18 protein-coding genes, 2 tRNA genes and 1 pseudogene are annotated in these 22,791 nt (G+C 65.2%); 15 read left to right on the plus strand and 6 right to left on the minus strand.

Going from position 1 to position 22,791, the window contains the following annotated elements:
* Window positions 1–151: 151 nt before the first annotated feature.
* Window positions 152–463 (minus strand): FmdB family zinc ribbon protein, encoded by a 312-nt coding sequence (locus CKV91_RS04150; RefSeq protein WP_021104816.1) that lies wholly within the window; start codon window positions 461–463, stop codon window positions 152–154.
* A gap of 87 nt (window positions 464–550) precedes the next feature.
* On the minus strand, window positions 551–1,069 hold the full coding sequence (locus tag CKV91_RS04155) for a 5-formyltetrahydrofolate cyclo-ligase (RefSeq protein WP_051167357.1): 519 nt from the start codon (window positions 1,067–1,069) through the stop codon (window positions 551–553).
* 254 nt (window positions 1,070–1,323) lie between these two features.
* On the opposite strand from CKV91_RS04155, the gene CKV91_RS04160 reads away from it, so the two are divergent.
* From CKV91_RS04160 to CKV91_RS04175, 4 genes are all read left to right on the plus strand, one after another.
* Window positions 1,324–2,595 (plus strand): MoeA family protein, encoded by a 1,272-nt coding sequence (locus tag CKV91_RS04160; protein ID WP_036978650.1) that lies wholly within the window; start codon window positions 1,324–1,326, stop codon window positions 2,593–2,595.
* Between the two features lie 258 nt (window positions 2,596–2,853).
* Complete coding sequence (locus tag CKV91_RS04165; RefSeq protein WP_051167358.1) at window positions 2,854–3,504, plus strand: GNAT family N-acetyltransferase; 651 nt, start codon at window positions 2,854–2,856, stop codon at window positions 3,502–3,504.
* A gap of 179 nt (window positions 3,505–3,683) precedes the next feature.
* The gene (locus tag CKV91_RS04170; RefSeq protein ID WP_021106062.1) at window positions 3,684–4,445 is read left to right on the plus strand and encodes a hypothetical protein; all 762 of its coding nucleotides are present in this window, start codon (window positions 3,684–3,686) and stop codon (window positions 4,443–4,445) included.
* Between the two features lie 234 nt (window positions 4,446–4,679).
* Window positions 4,680–4,752, plus strand: a tRNA-Ala gene (locus tag CKV91_RS04175).
* 216 nt (window positions 4,753–4,968) lie between these two features.
* On the opposite strand, the gene CKV91_RS04180 is transcribed toward CKV91_RS04175, so the two are convergent.
* From CKV91_RS04180 to CKV91_RS04190, 3 genes are all read right to left on the minus strand, one after another.
* Complete coding sequence (locus tag CKV91_RS04180; RefSeq protein WP_021104821.1) at window positions 4,969–6,063, minus strand: magnesium and cobalt transport protein CorA; 1,095 nt, start codon at window positions 6,061–6,063, stop codon at window positions 4,969–4,971.
* Between the two features lie 95 nt (window positions 6,064–6,158).
* A complete protein-coding gene (locus CKV91_RS04185; RefSeq protein WP_021104822.1) occupies window positions 6,159–7,637 on the minus strand; it encodes a uracil-xanthine permease family protein in 1,479 nt (492 codons plus the stop codon).
* Window positions 7,638–7,758: 121 nt separating this feature from the next.
* Window positions 7,759–9,288 (minus strand): dolichyl-phosphate-mannose--protein mannosyltransferase, encoded by a 1,530-nt coding sequence (locus tag CKV91_RS04190; RefSeq protein ID WP_036957786.1) that lies wholly within the window; start codon window positions 9,286–9,288, stop codon window positions 7,759–7,761.
* Between the two features lie 128 nt (window positions 9,289–9,416).
* On the opposite strand from CKV91_RS04190, the gene rsmI reads away from it, so the two are divergent.
* From rsmI to CKV91_RS04215, 5 genes are all read left to right on the plus strand, one after another.
* Window positions 9,417–10,304 (plus strand): 16S rRNA (cytidine(1402)-2'-O)-methyltransferase, encoded by an 888-nt coding sequence (rsmI, locus tag CKV91_RS04195; RefSeq protein ID WP_021106059.1) that lies wholly within the window; start codon window positions 9,417–9,419, stop codon window positions 10,302–10,304.
* 40 nt (window positions 10,305–10,344) lie between these two features.
* Window positions 10,345–11,268 carry a TatD family hydrolase gene (locus CKV91_RS04200; RefSeq protein WP_021106058.1) on the plus strand — a complete coding sequence of 308 codons (924 nt, stop codon included), beginning with the start codon at window positions 10,345–10,347 and terminating at the stop codon, window positions 11,266–11,268.
* Window positions 11,265–12,155: a 16S rRNA (adenine(1518)-N(6)/adenine(1519)-N(6))-dimethyltransferase RsmA gene (rsmA, locus tag CKV91_RS04205; RefSeq protein WP_021106057.1), complete on the plus strand. Its 891-nt coding sequence runs from the start codon at window positions 11,265–11,267 to the stop codon at window positions 12,153–12,155. Before CKV91_RS04200 ends, rsmA begins: the two co-directional genes overlap by 4 nt.
* 74 nt (window positions 12,156–12,229) lie before the next feature.
* Window positions 12,230–13,189: a 4-(cytidine 5'-diphospho)-2-C-methyl-D-erythritol kinase gene (locus CKV91_RS04210; RefSeq protein WP_021104829.1), complete on the plus strand. Its 960-nt coding sequence runs from the start codon at window positions 12,230–12,232 to the stop codon at window positions 13,187–13,189.
* A 35-nt stretch (window positions 13,190–13,224) separates the two neighbouring features.
* Window positions 13,225–13,746, plus strand: coding sequence for a MarR family winged helix-turn-helix transcriptional regulator (locus tag CKV91_RS04215; protein ID WP_021106056.1), 522 nt, complete (start codon window positions 13,225–13,227; stop codon window positions 13,744–13,746).
* Here CKV91_RS04215 and CKV91_RS04220 read toward each other — a convergent pair.
* Window positions 13,697–14,332: a TetR/AcrR family transcriptional regulator gene (locus tag CKV91_RS04220; protein ID WP_036957773.1), complete on the minus strand. Its 636-nt coding sequence runs from the start codon at window positions 14,330–14,332 to the stop codon at window positions 13,697–13,699. The genes CKV91_RS04215 and CKV91_RS04220 overlap by 50 nt on opposite strands.
* Before the next feature lie 371 nt (window positions 14,333–14,703).
* On the opposite strand from CKV91_RS04220, the gene CKV91_RS04225 reads away from it, so the two are divergent.
* The 6 genes and pseudogenes from CKV91_RS04225 to mfd all read left to right on the plus strand — a co-directional run bounded on the left by CKV91_RS04225 (window position 14,704) and on the right by mfd (window position 22,513).
* Window positions 14,704–14,782: transfer RNA gene (locus CKV91_RS04225), tRNA-Gln, on the plus strand.
* Between the two features lie 121 nt (window positions 14,783–14,903).
* A pseudogene (gene glmU, locus CKV91_RS04230) lies at window positions 14,904–16,160 on the plus strand (bifunctional UDP-N-acetylglucosamine diphosphorylase/glucosamine-1-phosphate N-acetyltransferase GlmU); the annotation flags it as partial.
* Between the two features lie 116 nt (window positions 16,161–16,276).
* A complete protein-coding gene (locus CKV91_RS04235) occupies window positions 16,277–17,209 on the plus strand; it encodes a ribose-phosphate diphosphokinase (protein WP_036903868.1) in 933 nt (310 codons plus the stop codon).
* A 266-nt stretch (window positions 17,210–17,475) separates the two neighbouring features.
* On the plus strand, window positions 17,476–18,081 hold the full coding sequence (locus tag CKV91_RS04240) for a 50S ribosomal protein L25/general stress protein Ctc (protein WP_036957783.1): 606 nt from the start codon (window positions 17,476–17,478) through the stop codon (window positions 18,079–18,081).
* Window positions 18,078–18,674, plus strand: coding sequence for an aminoacyl-tRNA hydrolase (pth, locus tag CKV91_RS04245; protein ID WP_021104835.1), 597 nt, complete (start codon window positions 18,078–18,080; stop codon window positions 18,672–18,674). The genes CKV91_RS04240 and pth overlap by 4 nt, the downstream gene beginning before the upstream one ends.
* Window positions 18,675–18,886: 212 nt before the next feature.
* On the plus strand, window positions 18,887–22,513 hold the full coding sequence (mfd, locus tag CKV91_RS04250) for a transcription-repair coupling factor (protein WP_065860945.1): 3,627 nt from the start codon (window positions 18,887–18,889) through the stop codon (window positions 22,511–22,513).
* The last annotated feature ends 278 nt before the right edge of the window (window positions 22,514–22,791 follow it).

The raw sequence follows: 22,791 nt of genomic DNA on the forward strand, positions 1-22,791 counted from the left end.
GGCTCGGGTGGGCGGGGGAGGGCTCTTCTCGAGATGATGCCGGGAACGATGCGGACGCACGACGCCCGGAGCGATGATGTGAGGAAGTCATACCCCTGTTGTCGTGGGCACCGGGACGAACCGGCAGTTGTCCACAGGAAGACGTCGATGGTCAGCTGGCCACGGCGTCAGCTGTGGACGACGCCGTAGTGGCGGAGGACTCCGGCGACGCGGAAGCGCTGGAGTCCGAACCAGCAGAAGATGCCTTGTCCCCGTGCGTCGGAGTGCTGACGTTGCTGCTGCCCGAGGTGTGATTGTCGGTGGAGTAGAAACCTGACCCCTTGAACACGACACCCACTGCGCTGAACACCTTGCGCAGGGTGCCATTGCATTTTTCGCACACCGTGAGGGGATCATCGCTGAAGCGCTGCACGACCTCCAAATCCTGGCCGCAATTGGTGCAACGGTACTGGTACGTGGGCATGAATCTCCTCAATCCGTGCGACTGGGACAGTCGAACACTGGCACATGATAAGGCGCTGCGAGCAGTCAAGGAAATCCGCCCAACAGATCACCCCAGAGGGTGCAGACCAGTCTGTGTGAACGCTGCATCCACCGGCAGGTCCCACGGCTGCCTGGGGACCTCGTCGACGATCTCGCAGTCGTCCACCACGGCCCACACCGGCGCTCCGGTACGGCGATCCTCCAGAACTCGGTCATACCATCCGCCACCGACACCCACCCGATAGCCACGTCGGTCCACCCACAATGCCGAACACAGGATGACGTCACACTGCTTGATGGAGTCGGCCGGTAATAACGGGCCACACGGTTCGGGGATCGACCAGAGTCCGGGCCGCACGTCCTCGGGTGTGAACCAGGCCCATGCTGGGTGTCCCAGTCCGTGTCCACGGCCGTCGGTGAGCACGGGCGCCAGGACGCGAGTGCCGGCCGCGACGAGTCCGCGAGCCAGCTCAAGGGTGTCGGGTTCAGGAGAGCGAGACAGATAGGTGCACACGGCTTTCACCCCGGCGAGTTCCTCGAGCGCGGCCTCGGTGCGTCGAGCGTCCACCTGGGGACGACTGGCCAGCCGTTGCGCACTGGTGCGCGACCTGCGACTGCGATCCCGCCACTGCCGCTTCACCTCAGACGTCCGGGACGGCAGCTCGGAGGGGTGCCGCGGTTCATCGCCCCCGTCAACCCGGTGCACGGGATTCCTGCTCGGGTCGTTCGGTGTGTTCGGCTCGGCGTCACTGCCGCTGGGGTTGTCGGTCATGGACTCACCATAGGCAGTGGCCCGAGTCGTTGTGTCGTTTTCGGTATTTGCACCTTTACCATCTAGGCATGGCGTTGTTCCGTAGGAAAACTGTTGAACCAACCGAGGAGCCGGTGGAAACCGTCGAGGCGCTTCCGCAGCCCCCCGCTGGCGACGACCAGGGACGACGCTCGGTCCAGACGTATCGTGATTATCTGTTGTCGCTGGTCCCACCACTCGAACCGTTCGGGATGGGCATCACCGATGCGCTCGGGCTTGCCGTGTGCGAGAACGTCCCGTCCCCGATCGACGTGCCACGGCGCACCGTGGCCAGTTTCGATGGATATGCCCTCACGGCCTCGTCCACGAAATCTGCCGGACGCCCCGACAAGCTCCGACTGCAGCTGGACAGGCGCCCTCCCATTCCCATCATTGGTGGCACCGTGGTGTCGATCCAGGGAGGTCAGGAGCTTCCCCGTGGTGCGGACGCCGTCGTCAGCGAGAATCACATGGAGAACGGTGAGGTCGTCCTGTCCCAGCCCGTACGCCGCTGGGACGGCTGCACCCTTGCCGGCAGCGACTACCTCAGCGGTGAGTCGCTCATGGAGAACGGTGAGATCCTCCACATCGGTCTGGCGGCGCTGCTCTCCCGGGCCGGAATTGACCGGGTGCTGGCCCGACCACGTCCCCGGATCGTCGTCATCGGCACCGGCAACGGCCACAGCCACGAGGCAATCCCCGATCTGGACGTCACCGCTCGCACCATCACGGCTGCCGTGCATGCCCGTGGATTCGACGCGTGGCGAGTCGAGTGCCTGGGAGACGACCGGGAACGTCTCACGCAGACCATCAGCGACCAGTTCATCCGTGCGGATCTCGTCATTGCCACCAGTGATCGTATGACGGCTGGCGGATACGATCCGATTGCCGCCGTGCTGCACACGTTCGGCCCCACCGAGTTCAGTCAGGTGGCGATGGCACCTTCTGGAATGCACGGGTTCGCCCTGGCCGGTGCCGGCATGACGCCGGTGCTCATGCTTCCGCCCGGACCCGCACCGGCACTGACGTCATTGCTGTGCTTCGGTCTGCCTCTCATGCGCAAGCTGGCCGGGATGGACGTCAACTCCGATCGGTTGACGGGCCGGTGGAGGCATGATGTGCAGCCAGACCCTGCTCTCACCACCTTCCGGGCCGTCAAGTGCATCGACGCCGAGGGTGGCCCGCAGCTCACGGTTCTGGACACCGGGGACGTCGCCAGTCTGCCGCTGCTGGCTGTGGCAGATGCGATTGCCGTGCTGCCACCCGGGGAGCAGGCCATTGCGGCAGGAAGTGCCGTGTCGTACTGGCGTCTGGACGCATGAGCCCCGAGGCGATGAGCAAGCGCAACATCCCTGAGTCGATGAGGAATCGCGTGGGCCTGCCGGCTGGGCGCATCGTGACGGTGAGCGGTACGGTCTGCGTCGAACGTTGGGAACCAGCTGCGTGGTGACCCGGTGAGAAGGCGATTCCCCACGGTGACCACCATCTGGCAGGGCTTGCAGCATCGCAGCCGGTGGCACGGGCACGGGGGTGCCCGATGGCTGCATGGTGGCCACCCTGGTGGGGGCTGGCCCGTGACCCTGCGCAGCGGAGCCGTTGTGCTGCGCCCACTACGGTGCAGTGACGAGGACGACTGGATCGTCCTGCGGCAACGCAACCAGGACTGGCTGGCCAGATGGGAGGCGACGCGTCCACCGGGCAGCCCAGAGAAGGCGCCGACCTTCGCACAGATGGTGCGACGCAATCAACGGCGGGCACGCCACGGTGAGATCCTGCCCTGGGCACTGGTCTGGGACGATGGGTGGCCCGATCATCCGGTCAGGAATCCGTACGAACTCCCGATCACTGGTCAGGTGACGGTCTTCGACATCTCCTACGGTGCAGCTCTGTCGTGCTCGGTCGGGTACTGGATCAGCGCAGACCATGCAGGTCGAGGTGCCGTCCCGACTGCCGTCGCCATGGCCTGTGACCACTGCTTCAGCGCGCTGGGAATGCATCGCATCGAGATCTGCGTGCGTCCGGAAAATGTCAAGAGTCTGTGCGTCGTCGAAAAGATCGGAATGACGGAGGAAGGGCTGCGTCACCAGTACCTCCACATTGACGGGAGTTGGCGGGATCATCGGGTGTTTCGCATGTTCCCCAGCGACCATCCGCAGGGCGTTCTTCACGATCTGCAGAGGAATTTCCCTGCTTTGGGGATGAGCTGTGGATCAACGGCATCGCGGCCGTGACGGATTTCCCTGATGGGTAGGGTCTCGGCAACAATTTTCCACCGCTGTGCCGGAACTCTTTTCGCGGACGAACTCGGAAAAGATCTGAGCAGTGGAGTTGTAATCACACCGCTGTCATTTTGACGACACACCGTGTCTGGTGATTCGGGTGGCAGCTCGGTGCCTCTAACGTGTTCCTCGTGGTAGCAATCATCATTGGCGCTCTCGTGGTGGCATGGCTCGGGTATTTGGTGCCTGCGTTCGTCAGCCGCCACCGTGACCATGCCGATGAGGACTCCGCCACCACTCAGTTCCCCGAGACGATGACCGTCGTCTCCGAGAGTGGATACACCATCAGCTCGGACACGCCGGACACGCAGGATTCCGATCTCGAGGTCTCCACCCCGTTCACCCGGGCCACGGCCAAACAGGAATTGCGGCGCGCGTGGGCAAAGGCTGCCCGACGACGCAGAAACACCTTGTTCATTCTGCTCGGTCTGACGACCCTCCTTGCCATTCTCGGTGCCACGAACACCATTTCCTGGTGGTTCACCATCGCTGGGACGGTGCTCATTGCCGGATTCCTCGTTCTGTCGCGAGTTTCGGTGGTACGGATGGCACGACGATTCGATGCGCGGCTGGCATTGATCAATGAGGGGTGGGATGAAAGAACCACCGCCATGGAGATCCCAGATTCCTTTCGTGACGAGGTCCAGGAGGCCTCCGAACCCCCCGGATTCTCCATCGACCTGAACAGTCCGATCGAGGATTCCGCAGGTTCCCTGTGGGAGGCCGTGCCAGTCACTGCCCCCACATACATCTCCCAGCCGCTGTCGGCCCGTACGGTACGCACGATCGATCTGTCCTCGCTGGGCCCGGTTCCCGGCGAGATGACCAGCCCGGTCGCTACCCGCGGTGACGAGGAGGAGACTCGAGAGGTGGCTGTTCGCCGGACGGCGTGAGGTGCTGGCTGCGCAGTTCGCGCTCGTGCGCTGGGGGTCCGTGCCGGAGAGATCATCCGGTGAGAGTCAGGGCTTGCGGGGATTGCCCAATTCGTGGGCCGGTGTGGGTCGCCGGCGGAGGAGAGTCAGGAACCACGGTTCGCGGGAGCGTGGGGATTGCGGGAGCACATCCGCATCCGGCGGGGCTGGCAATTGATCTGCCGGCGCACCTGTAGTAACGTGACACCTTGTCTTGGGGCATTAGCGCAGTTGGTAGCGCGTCTCGGTCGCATCGAGAAGGTCACGGGTTCGACTCCCGTATGCTCCACAACGATGATGGAGGGGCGGCCCGTGCGGTCGCCCCTCCTGTCGTCCCTGTGTCAACTCTGTGTCAGCAAGATGCAGCACCGTGCCATCGGGAAGCGCTGGCGTCAAGGTGCAGGGCACTTCACCCGCTGCCCAACGACAGCGCGAGTTCAGCGACCTGCTGGTGACGCGTCGCCGCGATTCAGCTGCATCAACCCATGGGTCGCCTCGGTCTCCCTCACAGCCAGTCCTTCTTGCGGAAGATCAACCACAGGATGAATGCCGCCGCGGCCATCATCGCCAGCGACAGGGGATACCCGTACTTCAGGTGCAGGGACGGCATGTTGTCGAAGTTCATGCCATAGATGCCACTGATGAGGGTGGGCACGACGAGGATGGCAGCCCAGGACGAGACCTTCTTGAGGTTCTCGTTGCGCTCCTGGTCCACCAACGTCGAGTTGACGGCGAGCACCTGATTGAGCAGCTCCCGGATGTCGGTGATCTGGTTGACGATGCGCGCCAAGTGGTCGGCGACGTCGCCCAGATACCCTTGTAGACTCTCGGAGACCTGATGCTTGTTGAATCCGGCCCGCAGCGAGCCGACGATGGGAATGAGCGGGTTGATGGCACGTTGCAGGTCCATCGTCTCGCGGGAGAGTCGGTAGATGCGCTCCGGGGCGGCCGGGTCACCGGTGAACACCTGGTACTCAATCTGCTCGATGTCCTTCTGCAGGCCGTCAATGACCGGGTTGGTCTGGTCGACCACCCCATCCAGGACGGTGTACAGCACCGATTCGGATCCCTTGGAGAGCATGTGGGCATTCGAGGGGATGCGGGGGCTCCATGACAGGGTCGCCAGCTCGTCGGGAATGCGCTGGGTGATGATGAGCACGAAATTGTTCTGCTTGACGACCTCGGCCTCCACGAAGGCCACGTCCTCACTGGAGTCGATGTAGAACGGCGGGTGCAGCACCATGAACAGGGCGTCGCCGTGGCGCTCCAGCTTGGGTCGCTGGTGGCCTTCCTTGAGGTCCTCGGCCAACAGCGGGGTCAGCCTCATCTCGGTGATGACGTGATCGATCTGGGTCCTGTTGGGCTGGTGGACGACGGCGACTCCGAGACGCTCGTCATGACCGTCCAACCAGTCCAGGGTCTGCCGGATCCCGGCACGTTCGGGCACGGTGGTCTCGTGTCCGTCGGCGAACCACTGGATGCCCACCGGCCCGGGTCTGGTGACGACGTCGGATGCCCGGTTGGCCAGACCATTTCCGCTGCTGCTGGTGCGGATCCGTGCGATGGTACTCTGACGCACTTTCCCGTTGATCTTGTTCATCACGCTCCCCCTGTGGGTCAGGCCCTGTGAATCAGGGCGTCGTGGCTCGGGCACCCGATACCGGTACCGGAATCATTGTGCTCCGTGGGCCAGAATCACTGGTCCCGATCGGATCGTTTGTTGGCACGCCGGTCGTCGTCCTTGTACATGCCGGGCGTGTCGAGAACGATGCTGGTGCCCCCTGCGGCATCGGCAAGTTCCCTGGGAGCCAGCCACTTCGCGAGGTGATAGACGCCGACGGTGACGATCGTGCCCAAGGCAATACCGCCCAGGGTGAAGGACTCGGTGAACTTCAGGGACACGTCACCAATGCCAATGATGATTCCGGCAGCAACGGGAACGATGTTCACCGGATTGCCGAAATCGACCCGGTTCTCCCTCCAGATCTTGGCACCGAGCAGTCCAATCATGCCGTAGAGCACGACGGTGATTCCACCCAGGACGCCACCGGGGGTGGCTGAGATGATGGCGCCGAATTTCGGGGAGAACCCGAAGAGGATGGCCACGAGTGCGGCGACGGCGTACGCGGCGGTGGAGTACACCTTGGTGGCCGCCATGACGCCGATGTTCTCGGCATAGGTCGTCGTCGGTCCGGCGCCAGCCAGGGTGGCCACCATCGAGGTGGCACCGTCTGCCGCGATGGCTCGTCCCATCTGGTGGTCGAGGTTGCGGTCCGTCATCTCGGCCACGGCCTTGACGTGGCCGGTGTTCTCGGCGATGAGGGCGATGACCACCGGCAGGGCCAGCAGGATGAAGGACAGGTGGAATGCCGGTAGGTGGAACCCGACGACGTTGCCGGCGCCGAAATGGCCTGCGCCGTTCGAGTCGACCGAGTACGTCCACGAGTCGAGGTCGGTCATCTGCGGCAACCCCACCCAGTCGGCGGCCCGCACCCCCGACCAGTCGACCCGGTTGACGGTGGTGCTCACGCCGTCGACGGTCTTGTGCATCGGCCCGAGAACCAGGTCCTCCAGCCACGAGAGCACGTATCCGATGATGAGCGCCACGAAGATCGCGATGCGGGAGAGGAATCCCCGCGGTGCCACCGACAGCGCCACGACGAGGACCATGACGATCAGCGCGGTCCACTGATCCACCGGCCAGTACGTCTTGGCGACGACCGGTGCCAGGTTGAACCCGATGAGCATGACGACGGCACCCGTCACCACCGGGGGAAGCAGCCTGTGCACCACCTTGGCGCCGGCGGCATGGATGATGATGCCGCACAGGAACAGCGTCAGGCCAACGACGAAGAGCGCCCCGGAGACGTCATTGGGTTTGCCACCGGAAGCGTAGATCGCTGCGGCCACCCCCGGGAACGAGGCGGAGGAGCCCAGATAGCTGGGCACCTCGTGCTTGGTGACGAAGATGAAGACCAAGGTCGCGATGCCCGACATCATCACGGCCAGCTGGGGGTTGAGCCCCATGAGGATCGGAAAGACGAAGGTGGCCCCGAACATCGCCACGACGTGCTGGGCGCCGAGCCCAATGGTGCGCCCCCACGTGAGTCGCTCGTCTGGTGCGACGATTTCCCCGGGTTCGAGCTTGCCTCCGTTGTGGAGTGTCCAGATCATGGGTTCTCCCTTCCGGGGACAGGAGTTTACCGAAACTGGCGCAGGCACCCCATCTCACGTCGGGGGCGGCCCATCCCACATGGTGTGACCGCGAGGTGCGTGTGTCGCAGGCTCATGGCCCTCAGATCCATGAGTTGAACCACATCCTGGCCAGCCAGGCCTTCCGGGTGAGCAGACCGTCGGTGAGGACGGGATAGATGAACACGAAGTTCACCGCCACCGCGACCACTGCCGCCCCCACGATGATGGCACCGATTCGCCGCCGTTCGGGTCGTTGGGCCGATCCCATGATCCGGCCCAGCCAGATGGCCAGAATCGTCACCGTGAACGGGATGATGCAGATCGCGTAGAAGAAGAACAGTGGCCGGTCGGTGTACTTGAACCAGGGCAGCCAGGTGGACGCCATGGCCACGATCGGCAGGGTGAACCGCCAGTCCCGTCCAGCGATCCACCACACGATCCCGGCAGCCAGGGCGATGGCAGCCATCCACCACAGCACCGGCGTGCCCATGCCCGAGATGACCCGCAGACAGGTGTCGCCCACCGCATCGCAGCCCTCCTGGCCGGGCTTGATGTCGTTGACGGCGTCGATGCCGATCGGACGTTGCATGATGAGCCACCCGGCCGGATGGGCCGAATAGGCGTGTGTCTGGTGCATCATGTAGTCGCCGGTGTGGAAGTTGTACATCTGCACGTGGTAGTCCCACAGCGCGGCGAGCGGGGTTCCGACCACCTTGGCCAGCCCGGGATCTGCATGGGGGCCACCCCACCCCTTGCCGAACATCATCGTCGAATAGCTGCTGAGCCAGCGTCCCCACGATGAGAGGTATGTCACGGCACCGACGAGCACCAGGTACAGGAAGGCCGGAACACCGTCCTTGAGGATGGACCACCATGCGGCGCGTCCGGCACCGGCCAGACGTCGCGCCGAGACGTCCCATGCCACAGAGACGATGCCCATCGTCGCCAGGACGAACATGGAGTTCCACTTGACGGCGCAGGCCGCTCCCAACATGATCCCGGCCACCAGACGCCACGGTCGCCACCACAGCCGCGGTCCGAACTGTCCGGCCAGGCTCAGCTGACCGCGCTGCCGGATCTCGTCGGCCAGATGATGACGGAACCAGTCCCGATCGGCTGCCACCGCTGCGACCCCGGCGACGAGGAAGGTGGCCTGGAAGATGTCGAGCAGCCCCACTCGACTCATGACGAACTGCAGGCCGTCCAGGGTGAGCAGGATGCCGGCGATGGCGCCCACCATCGTCGATCGGGAGAGACGACGGGCCAGTCGAATCGTGAGGACGATCATGAGGGTGCCGAACAGTGCCGAGGAGAACCGCCACCCGAACGACGTCATCCCGAAGAGATGTTCGCCGATGGAGATCAACTCCTTGCCCAGCGGGGGGTGGACGACGAACTCCGCGTCGGGGGTCCACCCATTGCTCGTGCCAGCAGCGATCTGCGGATTGATCGTCTTGGCGTCGCCCCACGTCCCCTCGTAGCCCTGGTGCAGCATCGTCCAGGCGTCCTTGGGGTAGTAGGTCTCGTCGAAGAGCAGTTTGGAGGGGTACGAGAGGTTCCACAGCCGCATGATCAGCGCGACACCGCCGATACTGATGGTCACGAGCCAACTCACGAGGTCGTCATCCATGCGGCCGTCGTCAAGTTTGTCGAGTGTGGTGGCGGTGTTGCTGCTTCGGGTCACGTGCCCATGCTAAGGGGTCGGACACGTGCTTTCATGTCACACTTGGCCCTGTGAGTTCTCAGACATCCACCGGAATGGTCATTCTGGCCGGTACCCCGATCGGCGACACGGCGAGCGCATCGCCTCGCCTGGTGCAGACCTTGCAGGGCGCCCAGGTCATCGCAGCCGAGGACACCAGACGGCTGACGGACCTGCTGCACCGGCTGCAGATCAGCACCTCGGCGCGGATCGTGTCCTACTTCGAGGGCAACGAGGCCGCACGTACCCAGGAGCTGGTGGAGGTCCTGCTGGCCGGCCAGGACGTCGTGGTCGTCACCGATGCCGGGATGCCCTCGGTCTCCGACCCGGGATTCCGGCTCGTCTCGGCCGCCATCGAGCACGGTGTCCGGGTGACCTCGGTACCCGGTCCCACGGCGGTCACCACGGCTCTGGCGATCAGTGGGATGCCCACCGACCGGTTCTGCTTCGAGGGTTTCCTGCCGCGCAAGCGAGGGGAGCGGCGACGTCGTCTGCAGGAGCTGGTGGACGAACCGCGCACCACCGTCCTGTACGAGGCCCCGCACCGGGTGGCCGACCTGCTGCACGACGCTGTCGAGATCCTGGGGGCACAGCGGCATGCCGCGATCTGCCGGGAGCTCACCAAGACCTACGAGGAGGTCCACCGTGGCACCCTGGCGCAGCTGCGTGACTGGGTCGAGCAGGGGGTGCGCGGTGAGATCACCCTCGTGCTGGCCGGGGCAACTGCGCAGACCGTCAGCCTCGCCGACGCCGTCGGGATGGTTGACGAGGTGGTGGCAGACGGTGAGAAGACCTCGCGGGCCGTCGCCGGGATCGCCGCTCGGACAGGGCTGCGGCGCCGTGAGCTCTACGACGCCTTCCTTGCCGCCCGTCGCGCCGGGGCCGGTGCCAGCCAGTCGGGCGATGGGCACGCGGAGGCTCCAGACCAACCCAGTGCAGAATGAATGAGTGCCCCACGACCGAACGAGCAGTACGGGAGATGCAATGAGCCTCACTGACGTCCTGGCGGAAAGGTCCCTGCCGCCCCTCCTGCCCGAGCCGCTGGCCAGCCCGTGCATCGACTCCCACACCCACCTGGACACCGTCGAGGAGTTCACCGGTCTGGCTCCCGAGACCTCGCTGCACCTGGCAGCCGAGGTGGGGATCACCCGGCTGGTCCAGATCGGCTGCGATGTCGCCGGGTCACGGTTCGCCGAGCAGTTCGCCCGCAGCCACGACGGGGTCGTCGCAGCGGTGGCCATCCACCCCAATGACGCTGCCGATCTTGCGGCCCGATCCCGCAGCGAGCTCGACGAGGCCCTGGCGAGGATCGACGAGCTCGTCGAGGCAGGGCCACATGTGCGTGCCATCGGAGAGACCGGCATCGACCACTGGGGCACTGAGGAGCCCGGCTGGCAGGTGCAGCGCGAGGTGTTCGCCGCCCACGTGCGCATGGCCCACGAGCATCACTGCACCCTGGCCATCCATGATCGGGAGGGCCACGACGACGTCCTGCACATCTTGGACCAGGAGGGCTGGCCAGAGCGCGTCATCATGCACTGCTTCTCAGGCGATGCCGAGCTGGCCCGGGAGTGTGTGCGTCATGGGGCATGGCTGTCGTTTCCCGGGGTGCTCACCTTCAAGAACGCCGAACGGACTCGCCAGGCTCTGCACGCCACCCCCGTCGACAAGATCCTCGTGGAGACCGACGCCCCGTTCCTCACCCCGCACCCGCACCGTGGCAGGCGCAACGGTCCGTACCTCATTGCCCACACCATCAGATTCCTGAGTGAGCAACTCGACTGGGACGAGGCATCCTGCTGTGAGCAGTTGCGCCGCAATGCCTTTGCCGCCTACGGGGGGCCGTGGGAGGACGTGCACGGGGTGACGCCCCTGCAGTTGCTGGCGAGCGGTGAGGAGACACGATGAGCGGGCTGCTCGACCCCACCTCGTTGCGTTCCATCGCCGACCAGATCGGGCTGCGTCCCACCAAGACCAGGGGTCAGAACTTCGTCCACGACGCCAACACCGTGCGCCGCATCGTCACCCTGGCCGGAGTCGATGCGCACGATCGGGTCATCGAGGTCGGCCCCGGGCTGGGATCCCTCACCCTCGGCCTGTTGGAGACGGGGGCATCCGTGGTGGCGATCGAGATCGACGAGCTGCTCGCCGAGCAGTTGCCGAGAACCGTCGGCGAGCGCATGCCCGAGGCTGCTGACCGCCTAGACCTCGTCGTCTCCGACGCCCTGGACGTCGTCGAACTGCCTGCTGCCGGCCTGCCCGGCAACGGGTCGGGGGCGAGTGCGCCGACCGCACTGGTGGCCAACCTGCCCTACAACGTGTCGGTACCGGTGCTGTTGCACATGCTCGAACTGTCCGATTCGTGGACCACTGGTCTGGTCATGGTGCAGCTCGAGGTGGCAGATCGTCTCGTGGCAGGTCCCGGATCGAAGGTCTACGGGGTGCCGAGCGCCAAACTGGCCTGGTTCGCCCAGGCCGAACGGGTTGGTACCGTTCCTGCGAAGGTGTTCTGGCCGGTGCCCAATGTGGAGTCCGGCCTGGTACGCATCATCCGGCGTGACCCGCCACCCACGTCGGCTTCCCGCGCCCAGGTGTTCACCGTCATCGATGCAGCCTTCGCGTCGCGACGAAAGATGCTGCGTGGCGCCCTGGGGGGTCTGTGCGGTGGTTCTGCCCGAGCCGCCGAGCTCATCGACGCCGCCGGGGTCGATCCCACGGCTCGCGGTGAGTCCCTCACCGTCACCGACTTCGCGGCGATCGCCGAGGTCCTGGCTCGGGCCGGTGTCTGGGGCTGAGGCCTGGGCAGGATGCATGGTTCGTCGGTGGTGCCCGAGGAGTGCAGCGGTGCAGATGTGGATAGGTTGATGTCATGAGTGCAGAAGTCTCGACCGTGCCCGTTGCCGTGCGTGTCTCGGCCAAGATCAACCTTTTCCTGGGGGTCGGTCGGCGTGGCGAGGACGGCTACCACCCGCTCGCCACGGTGTTCGAGGCCATTGGGCTGCATGACGTCGTCACCGCCACGGCACGTACCGATGACGCCATCACTGTCACGACCAGTGGTGAGGATGCCGATGAGGTCCCCGACGACTGGACGAACCTTGCGGTGCGGGCGGCCGATCTGTTGCGCTGCGCCCGGCGCCATCCCCATCTCGGGGTGGATCTGCACATCGACAAGGCGATCCCGGTCGCCGGCGGTATGGCAGGCGGTTCTGCCGACGCAGCTGGCGCGCTGCTCGCCTGCTCGGTGGTCTGGGGGTTGGACGCCTCTGCCGAGGAACTGCACGACCTTGCCACCCAGCTGGGGTCCGACGTCCCCTTCTGCCTCATGGGTGGAGTGGCCCTGGGAACCGGGCGTGGCGAGCATCTCGTCCCAGTCCCCACCCCCGCCACCCACACCTGGGTCGTCGCCACGGCTCACGAGGGACTGTCCACCCCATCGGTCTTCGGCAGGTTCGACGACCTCGGAGACGTCCACGAGGTGTGCGTACCCACCCCACTCATCGCTGCCCTGGCCACGTCGGATGCCGAGGACATCGCGGACGTGATGGGCAACGACCTGCAACCTGCTGCGGTGAGTCTGCGCCCCGACCTTGCCGACGTCCTTGCCCAAGGGCAGCGTGCCGGGGCCCATGCAGCCCTGGTGTCTGGTTCGGGCCCCACCTGCGTCTTCCTGACCCCCGACGAGTCAGCAGCTCACCGGATCGCCGCACAGCTCGTCCAGCTGCCCCAGGTGCGCACCACCCGCATTGCCACCGGGCCGGTTGCTGGGGCCCAGCTGCTCCCCAATGCTGTGGGAAGTGCCCGGGATACTGCGGGGAGTGCCCAGTGAACGAGGCAACGACGGGTGACCCGGATGGGCAGCCGGTGGTCAGTGGCAGCAGCGCCGATGCCGTCGACAGGATCATCGCAGCCTGGAGTCGTGAGCGTCCCGACCTGCCGGTGCACTCCATGGAGGTCTGGTCGCGGGTGACACGCCTGTCCCGGCGGTTGGATCGGGCGCGCTCGCGGGCCTGTGCCGTCGCTGGGCTGGAGATCTGGGAGTTCGACGTGCTGGCAGCGCTGCGCCGCTCCGGTACGCCCTACCAGCTCAGTCCCGGAGCCCTGCTCGCCGAGCTCGAGGTGACCTCTGGCACCATGACGAACCGAGTCACCCGGTTGGCGGAGCGCGGCTGGGTACGTCGTCTTCCCAACCCCAAGGACGGTCGGGGAGTGATCGTCGAGCTGTGTGAGGAAGGCAGGCGACGCGTCGACTGGGCGCTGGAGGAGTTGCTGGCCTCCGAGGGACGTCTGCTGGAGACGATGGCCCCCGACCAAATCGATGAACTCGCTCACCTGCTCAAGACCGTGCTGACGCGTCAGGAAGAACTCGATCAAGACTGCGGATGAGATGTGGCTCGGGGCTCAGACGCGCCATCCCGTTGAGAGCCAGGTCGACGAGGTGGGCGGCGACCAGTTCCTTGGACGGATTGCGATCCTCCACCCACCACAGTCCGGTCATGCCCACCATCCCGGTGAGGGCCTGGGCGTAGATGCTGGCATAGGTGGGGTCCAGCCCATGGTCGATGAACCGATCGACGATGAGCCCCTCCACCCAAGAGGCGACGTCGGAGAGGATCGACGCATATGATCCCCGTGACGAACCGACGGGGGAGTCCCGGGAGATGATGCGAAACCCGTCGGGATACTCATCGATGTAGTCCAACAGCACCATGACGGCAGCCTCCATGATGCGGCGAGGTCCACGACGAGACTTGCTGAGCACACAGCGCAGTCCGTCCTGCAGCAGACGCACGTGTCGATCGACGACGACGGCGTACAACCCGTCCTTGGAGCCGAAGTGCTCGTAGATCACCGGTTTGGAGACCCCTGCCCGGGATGCGATCGACTCGACTGAGGCCCGATCCGCTCCCTCGGAGGCGAACACCTGGGTGGCAACCTCAATGAGCTGCTCGCGGCGTTCCGCGCTCGTCATGCGCACCCGGTGGGCTGGCTGTCGGGATGTGTCAGACATGGGGATGAATCTACTCCGGGGTCGATCCCGTGCCGGCAGGAGCCGTTGCCCAGACCGACACACGAAGATCAGCCGACACACGAAGATCATGGGTACGGCAGCCATGAGTATGGCATGAGTACGGCAGGGTTGTCGCCGCAGCGGTGTCCATGCGCCATGAAGCGCTGATTTCCGGGTTCGCAACTTTCCGGGCTCGCGGCGTGCAGAGACGTCCCCACGGCGCAGGAAATGTCCCTCCATCTAGCAGGAAATGTCCCTCACTTAGCAAAAAATGTCCCCCACTTAGCAAAAAATGTCACTGTGCCGTAACCTTGAGGCGCTCGGATGAGTGATCCCCGGTTGGTCTATCGGCAGGGCCCGCCTGACTTTGAATCAGGATGAGCGATGCAGGTTCGACTCCTGCCCGGGGAGCTCAAGACGGTCTGTCACGAGGATCGTCGTGTGCAACAGGGGAGCGACGTTGAACTCGACGAGTGAACGATCAGATGGTGTGGCAGCTGTCATCGTGCTGGCTGCCGGTGGCGGCACGCGCATGAAGTCTGCGACGTCGAAATTGCTGCATCGTGTCGCGGGACGTCCCATGCTGTCATGGGCGGTTGCCGCAGCGCGCGGTCTGGACCCGGAGAATCTCGTGGTCGTCGTCGGCCACAAACGCGACCAGGTCGAGGCCCACCTGCACGAGGACGCCCCCGACGTGCGCACTGCCGTGCAGGCCGAGCAGAAGGGCACCGGTCACGCCGTCGCCTGTGGCCTTGACGGCCTCGGCGAGTTGGATGGCGAGGTCGTCGTCACCTACGGCGACGTGCCCATGCTCACCGGTGACACCCTGCGCGATCTCGTCGCGGCCCATCGCGAGCAGGGCAACCTCGTCACGGTGCTCACGGCCGACCTGCCCGATCCCACCGGCTATGGACGCATCCTGCGCGACGGGGAGAAGGTCACCGGGATCGTCGAACACAAGGACGCCAGCGAGGATCAGCTCGCCATCACCGAGATCAACTCGGGAATCTACGTCTTCGACTCCGCGGCCCTGAGCCAGGGGGTCGCCCAGCTATCCAACGACAATGCCCAGGGCGAGTACTACCTCACCGACGTGGTGACCATGGCTGCTACCGGCACCGTCAGCGCTCCCGGGCACCGTGGAGTGGGAGCCTGGCGCACCGACGACCTCTGGCAGACCGAGGGTGTCAACGATCGCGTCCAGCTGGCGCGCATGAACCGCGAGGTCAACCGTCGCATCGTCGAGACGTGGATGCGAGCCGGGGTGACGATCGTCGACCCCGACACCACGTGGATCCAGCCGGACGTCGACATCGAGCAGGATGTGCAGATCGAGCCGGGAACCTTCCTCAACGGTGCCACGACGATTCGTTCGAACTCGATCGTCGGCCCGGACTGCACCATCACCGATTCCGAGATCGGCCATGACGTCGTCATCACCCGTTCCGAGGTGACCCTCACCGACATCGCCGACGGTGCACGGGTCGGGCCGTGGGCCAACCTGCGGCCGGGAACCATGCTGGGGCCACAGGCCACCGTCGGTGCCTTCACCGAGACCAAGAATGCCCAGACGGGGCGTGGCACTGCCATCAAACGGCTCAGTTACGCCGGGGATGTCCAGCTCGGTGACGAGGTCACCGTCTCGGCGGGGACCGTCTTTGCCAACAACGACGGCGTTGCCAAGCAGACCAGTACCGTGGGGGACGGAGTTTTCCTCTCGTCGAGCACGACGGTCGTCGCCCCGGTTAAGATCGAGTCAGGATCCTTCATTCCGGCGGGATCCGTCATTGACGCCGAATCGGCGTCGGCCCAGGACCCGGACGACACGTCCGATGCAAGTTCAGACAACCCGACCTCGGAGGCGGACCTGTGAGTGGTGCCACACGACCCAACAACAAGCATCTCATGGTGTGCTCGGGACGCGCATACCCCGAGCTGGCAGACGAAGTAGCGCAGGAGCTGGGTGTCGAGCTGGTGCCGTCGCGGCAGGTGACCTATGCCAATTCCGAGATCTACGTGCAGTTCCAGGAATCCGTGCGCGGCTGCGACGCATTCGTCATCCAGTCCCATGCCGCCCCGGTCAACGAGGCGCTCATGGAGCAGCTCATCATGGTCGACGCTCTCAAGCGGGCCTCTGCCAAGCGGATCACCGTGGTGTCGCCGTTCTACCCCTACGCCCGTCAGGACAAGAAGCACCTGGGACGAGAGCCCATCTCGGCTCGCCTGGTCGCCGACCTGTACCGGGCGGCTGGTGCCGATCGCATCATGAGCGTCGACCTGCACGCCGCCCAGATCCAGGGATTCTTCGACGGCCCGGTCGACCACCTGTGGGCCCTGCCGGTGCTCTCGGACTATGTGCGTGAGAAGTACCAAGGTGAGGAGATGGCCGTCGTCTCCCCGGATGCCGGACGAGTGCGTCTGGCCGACATGTGGACAGACAAGTTGGGCTGTCAGCTGGCCATCATCCACAAGCGTCGCGACCCGAACAAGGCCAATGAGGTCACCACTCACGAGGTGGTCGGTGACGTCAAGGGCAAGACCTGCCTGCTCGTCGACGACATGATCGACACCGCCGGCACCATGTGCCAGGCCGCCCAGGCCCTCAAGGATCATGGTGCTTCCCGTGTCATCGCCGCGGCGACCCATCCGGTGCTCTCCGGTCCGGCTGCCGAGCGCCTCAACAATTCGTGCATCGAGGACCTCATCGTCACCAACACCCTGCCGATTCGCAAGGACGTGGAGATCCGCAACCTCACCGTGCTGTCGATTGCTCCGCTCGTTGCCAAGGCCATTCAGGAAGTCTTCGAGGACGGTTCGGTCACCAGCCTGTTCCGCTGAGTCCACGATGGTCCTGCAGAAACCACCCACTGCCGCTGAGGAGTTGCCTCAGCGGCAGTGTTTTCCCAGGTCTTGTGTTTTGCCGGCAACCGCAGTTATCATTGCCGGGCTTGGCGAGGGGTTCTGGGTCATGGTCGGCTGCGCACCCGCAGTGATCGATGGTGGCGTGGGGCATCGGCTCGGGAACCCGTGATCGACTGGCTGTCTCCGCCCGGAGACCCGTTCCGCTCGTCGAGCTGTGTCAGTTCCGAGTGAGGAGAATGAACATGGCGAACATCATCACACTGAAGGCCACCGAGCGCACCGAGTTCGGCAAGGGGCCGGCACGTCGGCTTCGTGCTGCCGGGCAGGTTCCCGCCGTTGTCTACGGCCAGGGCCACGACCCCAAGCACATCGTCCTTGAGGGCCACGAGTCCATGCTCGCCCTGCGTCAGGAGAACCAGCTGCTGTCCATCGAGGTCGAGGGTCAGAGCCCTGTCCTCGCCCTGCCGAAGGAAGTTCAGCGCGACGTCATGACGGGCTTCCTCAAGCACGTCGACCTGTTGTCGATCACCAGCGGCCAGAAGGTCAGTGTGCAGGTGGCGCTGCGCGTCGAGGGTGAGTCTGCCCCCGGCACCATCGTCAACACCGAGTTCAGCGAGATCGATGTCGAGGCCGACGCCATGTCCATCCCGGACGCTCTCACCATCTCGGTCGAGGGTCTCGAGGCCGGCAGCTCGATCCTCTTCAAGGACATCACCCTGCCCGAGGGCGTCGAGCTCGTAGACGACCCCGAAGCGGTTGTCGCCTCCGTGCAGTTCCCCGATGCTGAGGATCTCGGTGACGAGGATGAGGCGGACGCCGAGGACGAGTCCGAGGAAGCTGCTGAGTGAGTTGGCTCATTGCCGGGCTGGGCAATCCCGGCCCGGTGTACACCAGGACCCGACACAATGTCGGGTATTTGGTTGTCGACGAGTTGCGCCGCCGCGCGAACGAGAGATGGACGTCCGCGCGGGCGCAGCGTGCCGACGTGGTGCGCACCCGCATCGGCCCGGTTGGGCTGGGAGCACCTGGCGCGCAGACCGAGCCAGTGGTGCTCATGCGCTCACGCACCTACATGAACGAGTCGGGGATCGCCGTCCGCAAGGTCGCGGACTTCTCACACATCAGTCCCGACCACCTCATCGTCGTCCACGACGAACTCGATCTGGATCTCGGTCGGATGCGGCTCAAGACTGGTGGTGGTGACAATGGCCACAACGGGTTGAAATCCATCCGTGCCCATCTACGTACCGGCGACTTCAACCGGGTTCGATTCGGTGTGGGACGACCGCCCGGACGCATGAATCCCGCCGACTACGTTCTGAGCAATTTCCCTGCCCGCGATCAGAATGATCTGGATCTTCAGGTGACCCTGGCAGCAGACGCCGTCGAGATGATCATGACCGATGGCCTCGCGGCGGCCCAGAACCGCTACAACACCTGAACCATCTTCTCGGGTCCAGCTGGTCAAAACCCCTTTCCGACAAGGTTCTTCGCTGATTCGGCAGCTGTGTCTTGCACTGATGGCGCCGCGAAGCCCCCGACCGGGCACGGGAGCTGTCGCTGGGGCTGCAGAGGATGGACGCGATCGATCGGCTTGCCCATCCTCCCCGCCACTGGTCCCCACAAGGCTGCCCTGGCACATACACTGACCCGGTGAGTTCTGATGGTTTGATCTCCCTGCTGTCCCAGGAACCCGTGCTGGCACGTGCCAGCACCGACGCCCTGGCTGGGCGTGTCCCCACTCTTGATCTCACGGTGACCCCGCCCGCTCGTCCAGCAGTGGCGGCCACCCTCACCAGACAGTTCGCCGGCACCGAACGACTCCCCATCCTGCTGGTGACGAGCACCTTCCGGGAGGCCGAGGAGACCACCGCCACCCTGGAGTCGTGGCTCGGCCCCGACGAGGTGGCCTACTACCCGTCCTGGGAGACCCTGCCGCACGAACGTCTGAGCCCACGTACCGACACCGTGGGGCGGCGCATGGCCGTGCTCCGTCGCCTCGTGGGCAATGCAGCTGCCCCAGCACCCTCCGTGGTGGTGGCTCCGGTGCGTGCCCTGCTGCAACCTCAAGTTGCCGGGTTGGGCGACATCACGCCGGTGGAACTGCGAGTGGGCGACAGCCACGACCTCAGCGACCTTGCCGCCCGGCTGGTCGCAGCTGCCTACTCCCGGGTCGACATGGTGGAACGCCGCGGCGAGTTCGCGGTGCGTGGCGGGATCGTCGACGTCTTCCCGCCCGTCCTGGACCACCCGGTGCGCATCGATTTCTTCGGTGACGAGATCGAGGAGATCCGCTCCTTCGAGGTCGCCGACCAACGGTCCACCGACGAGACCCACGAGGTCGTGCTGTGCTCGCCATGCCGGGAACTCATCCTCGACGACGCGGTGCGCGCCCGGGCCCGGCAGCTGCTTCCCGATCACCCCGAGCTCTCCGACATGCTGGAGAAGATCGGTCAGGGGCAGGCCGTGGAGGGTATGGAGGCCCTCATCCCCGCGCTCGTCGACGACACCGAGCTGCTCGTCGACGTGTTCCCGGACACGGCCACCGTCATCCTGTCCGATCCGGAGCTGGTGCGATCGCGAGCGGCCGATCTGGTGCGCACCTCCGAGGAGTTCCTCAACGCCGGTTGGGCGGCGGCAGCTGGTGGCGGGAACGCCCCGATCGACCTGGCCTCCGGGGGCTACCGCAGTCTGGCCGAGGTGCGGCGCAGGGCGCTGGAACGCGGCATGTCGTGGTGGTCCATGTCCTCGTTCTCCTTGGGCACGACCACTGTCGATGGCACCGCCGCCACCGACGAACTCACCGAGCCACAGGACCTCACCGAGCCACAGGACCTCACCGAGCCACAGGACGACTGGACCAGTGCACCGCAGACCGTCAATCCCCAACTCGTCGAGGTCGAACCCTGGCGAGGTGACGTCGAGGCTGCCGTGCAGCACCTGTCCGCCCGACTGACCGATGACTGGATGGTCGTACTCACCGCTGAGGGTGAGGGCACGGCACGTCGTATGCACGAGCTGCTCACCGAGCACGGGATCCGGGCGTCCATCGTCGACGACGTCGATGCCACCACGACCGAACCCACCGTCCAGATCGTACGAATGCACCAGCGCCGTGGTTTCGCCAGCCAACGGTTGCACCTGGTCGTCCACTCAACCGGCGATCTCGTCGAGAACCCGGACCAGGACAATCCGTCCGCCCGACGGATGCCCCGACGGCGTCGCAATCAGATCCAGCCCATGGAACTCAAGGCTGGCGACCTCGTCGTGCACGAACGGCACGGGGTTGGCCGCTACGTCGAGATGATCCAGCGTACGGTGGCCGGAGCCACCCGCGAGTACCTCGTCATCGAGTACGCCCCTGCCCGGCGTGGCCAGCCCGGTGACCGACTCTTCGTGCCCATGGACTCCTTGGACCAGATCTCCCGCTACGTCGGTGGCGATGCCCCGAGTCTGGACAAGATGGGCGGCGCGGACTGGAAGAAACGCAAGAGCCGTGCCAAGAAGGCGGTGCGCAAGATCGCCGCCGAACTCATCAAGCTCTACGCCGCCCGCCAGGCCACCAAGGGCCATGCCTTCGGCCCCGACACCACCTGGCAACGGGAGTTGGAGGATGCCTTCGCCTACGTCGAGACGCCGGACCAGCTCACCACCATCGCCGACGTCAAGGCAGACATGAAACAGGTGGTGCCGATGGATCGTCTGGTGTGTGGCGACGTCGGTTACGGCAAGACCGAGATTGCGGTGCGAGCTGCCTTCAAGGCCGTCCAGGATGGCAAGCAGGTCGCCGTGCTCGTGCCCACCACCCTGCTCGTCCAGCAGCATCTGCAGACCTTCACCGAACGCTACGCCGGCTTCCCGGTCAATGTCGCGGCGTTGTCGCGGTTCCAGACCGATGCCGAGGCAAAAGCAGTGCGGGAGGGCATCGAACGCGGCACGGTGGACGTCGTCGTCGGCACCCACCGGCTGTTGAGCAGTCAGGTGAAGTTCAACGACCTGGGACTGGTCATCATCGACGAGGAGCAGCGCTTCGGCGTCGAGCACAAGGAGGCCCTCAAGCAGCTACGAGTCAATGTCGACGTGCTGGCGATGAGTGCCACCCCGATCCCTCGCACCTTGGAGATGGCGGTGACGGGTATTCGTGAGATGAGTACCATCACCACCCCGCCGGAGGAACGCCATCCGGTGCTCACCTTTGCCGGCTCCTACGACGAGGGCCAGGTCGTCGCCGCCATCCGGCGTGAGCTCGCCCGCGAGGGGCAGGTGTTCTTCATCCACAACCGGGTGCAGTCCATCGAGAAGACGGCCAAGAAGATCCGCGAACTCGTCCCCGAGGCCCGGGTGCTCACCGCCCACGGCCAGATGCCCGAGAAACAGCTCGAGCAGATCATGGTGGACTTCTGGGAGCGTCGCGCCGACGTCCTGGTGTGCACGACGATCGTCGAGTCCGGCATCGACATCTCCACCGCCAACACCCTGCTCATCGACCGTGCCGACCTCATGGGGCTCTCCCAGCTGCACCAGCTGCGTGGCAGGGTGGGTCGCTCCCGGGAGCGCGGGTACGCGTACTTCCTGTACCCGGCAGACAAACCCATCTCCCAGACGGCCCACGATCGGCTGGCGACGATGGCGGCGCACACCGATCTGGGGGCCGGTATGGCGATCGCTATGAAGGACCTGGAGATTCGTGGTGCCGGCAACCTGTTGGGTGGTGAGCAGTCCGGGCACATCGCCGATGTCGGGTTCGACCTCTACATTCGCCTGGTGGGCGATGCGGTCTCGGAGTTCCGTGGTGAGAAGGATGCCGACGAGGAACCCGAGATGCGCATCGAGTTGCCGGTGGATGCCAGTCTGCCGTCCGACTACGTGGAAACAGAGCGGCTGCGTCTGGAGATGTACAAACGACTTGCCCAGGTACGTGACGATGCCGAGATCGACGCGATCGCCGAGGAACTGCAGGACCGCTACGGGCCCCTCCCCGAACCGGTGCAGAACCTGCTGGGGGTGGCACGGTTTCGACTGCTGTGTCGAGCTGCCGGTGTTCGGGACGTCGTACCGGCCGGAAACAACATCCGATTCTCCCCGGTGCAGCTCCCCGAGTCGCGCGTCATGCGGTTGAAGCGGCTGTACCCCGGATCCGTCGTCAAGCAGACGGCCGGAATCATCCTGGTGCCCAAACCCAAAACGGAGCGGATCGGAGGACGCATGCTCCAGGGGCATGAACTGCTCGACTGGGCATCGGGGGTCATCACCTCGGTCATCGCTCCACAGCAAGGCTGACGCCCACTCGCCCCGGTGTCCTCACCCCGACGTCCACGTTGCTGCGCGATCCTTCGCAGCTCGGTGCGGGGCGTTGCCCACGCCGAGCTCGGGATGGTGACCATCGCACAAGGAGCGGACTGGGCGGCCGCCTGCGAATCATCCCGCAGCGCTCGCAGCCAGGCTGTTGCGGCGGTGGTCCCGGCTGTTCAGTGCGCTCCCGCCAGATTTCCCAAGGTTGGCCGCGAAGCGCCCAGGGGACGTAGTATCGACGGTGATCGCACGTAGTGCCGCTGTTG

The organism is Cutibacterium granulosum (assembly GCF_900186975.1).
In the GTDB taxonomy this organism is placed as follows: domain Bacteria; phylum Actinomycetota; class Actinomycetes; order Propionibacteriales; family Propionibacteriaceae; genus Cutibacterium; species Cutibacterium granulosum.

What these genes read in the sequence shown, in the direction of transcription:
- CKV91_RS04150 (WP_021104816.1), bottom strand. Translation starts at nt 463, where the DNA reads ATGCCCACGTACCAGTACCGTTGCACCAATTGCGGCCAGGATTTGGAG.
- CKV91_RS04160 (WP_036978650.1), top strand. Translation starts at nt 1,324, where the DNA reads ATGGCGTTGTTCCGTAGGAAAACTGTTGAACCAACCGAGGAGCCGGTG.
- CKV91_RS04180 (WP_021104821.1), bottom strand. Translation starts at nt 6,063, where the DNA reads ATGAACAAGATCAACGGGAAAGTGCGTCAGAGTACCATCGCACGGATC.
- CKV91_RS04185 (WP_021104822.1), bottom strand. Translation starts at nt 7,637, where the DNA reads ATGATCTGGACACTCCACAACGGAGGCAAGCTCGAACCCGGGGAAATC.
- CKV91_RS04190 (WP_036957786.1), bottom strand. Translation starts at nt 9,288, where the DNA reads ATGGATGACGACCTCGTGAGTTGGCTCGTGACCATCAGTATCGGCGGT.
- rsmI (WP_021106059.1), top strand. Translation starts at nt 9,417, where the DNA reads ATGGTCATTCTGGCCGGTACCCCGATCGGCGACACGGCGAGCGCATCG.
- CKV91_RS04200 (WP_021106058.1), top strand. Translation starts at nt 10,345, where the DNA reads ATGAGCCTCACTGACGTCCTGGCGGAAAGGTCCCTGCCGCCCCTCCTG.
- rsmA (WP_021106057.1), top strand. Translation starts at nt 11,265, where the DNA reads ATGAGCGGGCTGCTCGACCCCACCTCGTTGCGTTCCATCGCCGACCAG.
- CKV91_RS04210 (WP_021104829.1), top strand. Translation starts at nt 12,230, where the DNA reads ATGAGTGCAGAAGTCTCGACCGTGCCCGTTGCCGTGCGTGTCTCGGCC.
- CKV91_RS04220 (WP_036957773.1), bottom strand. Translation starts at nt 14,332, where the DNA reads ATGACGAGCGCGGAACGCCGCGAGCAGCTCATTGAGGTTGCCACCCAG.
- CKV91_RS04235 (WP_036903868.1), top strand. Translation starts at nt 16,277, where the DNA reads ATGGTGTGCTCGGGACGCGCATACCCCGAGCTGGCAGACGAAGTAGCG.
- CKV91_RS04240 (WP_036957783.1), top strand. Translation starts at nt 17,476, where the DNA reads ATGGCGAACATCATCACACTGAAGGCCACCGAGCGCACCGAGTTCGGC.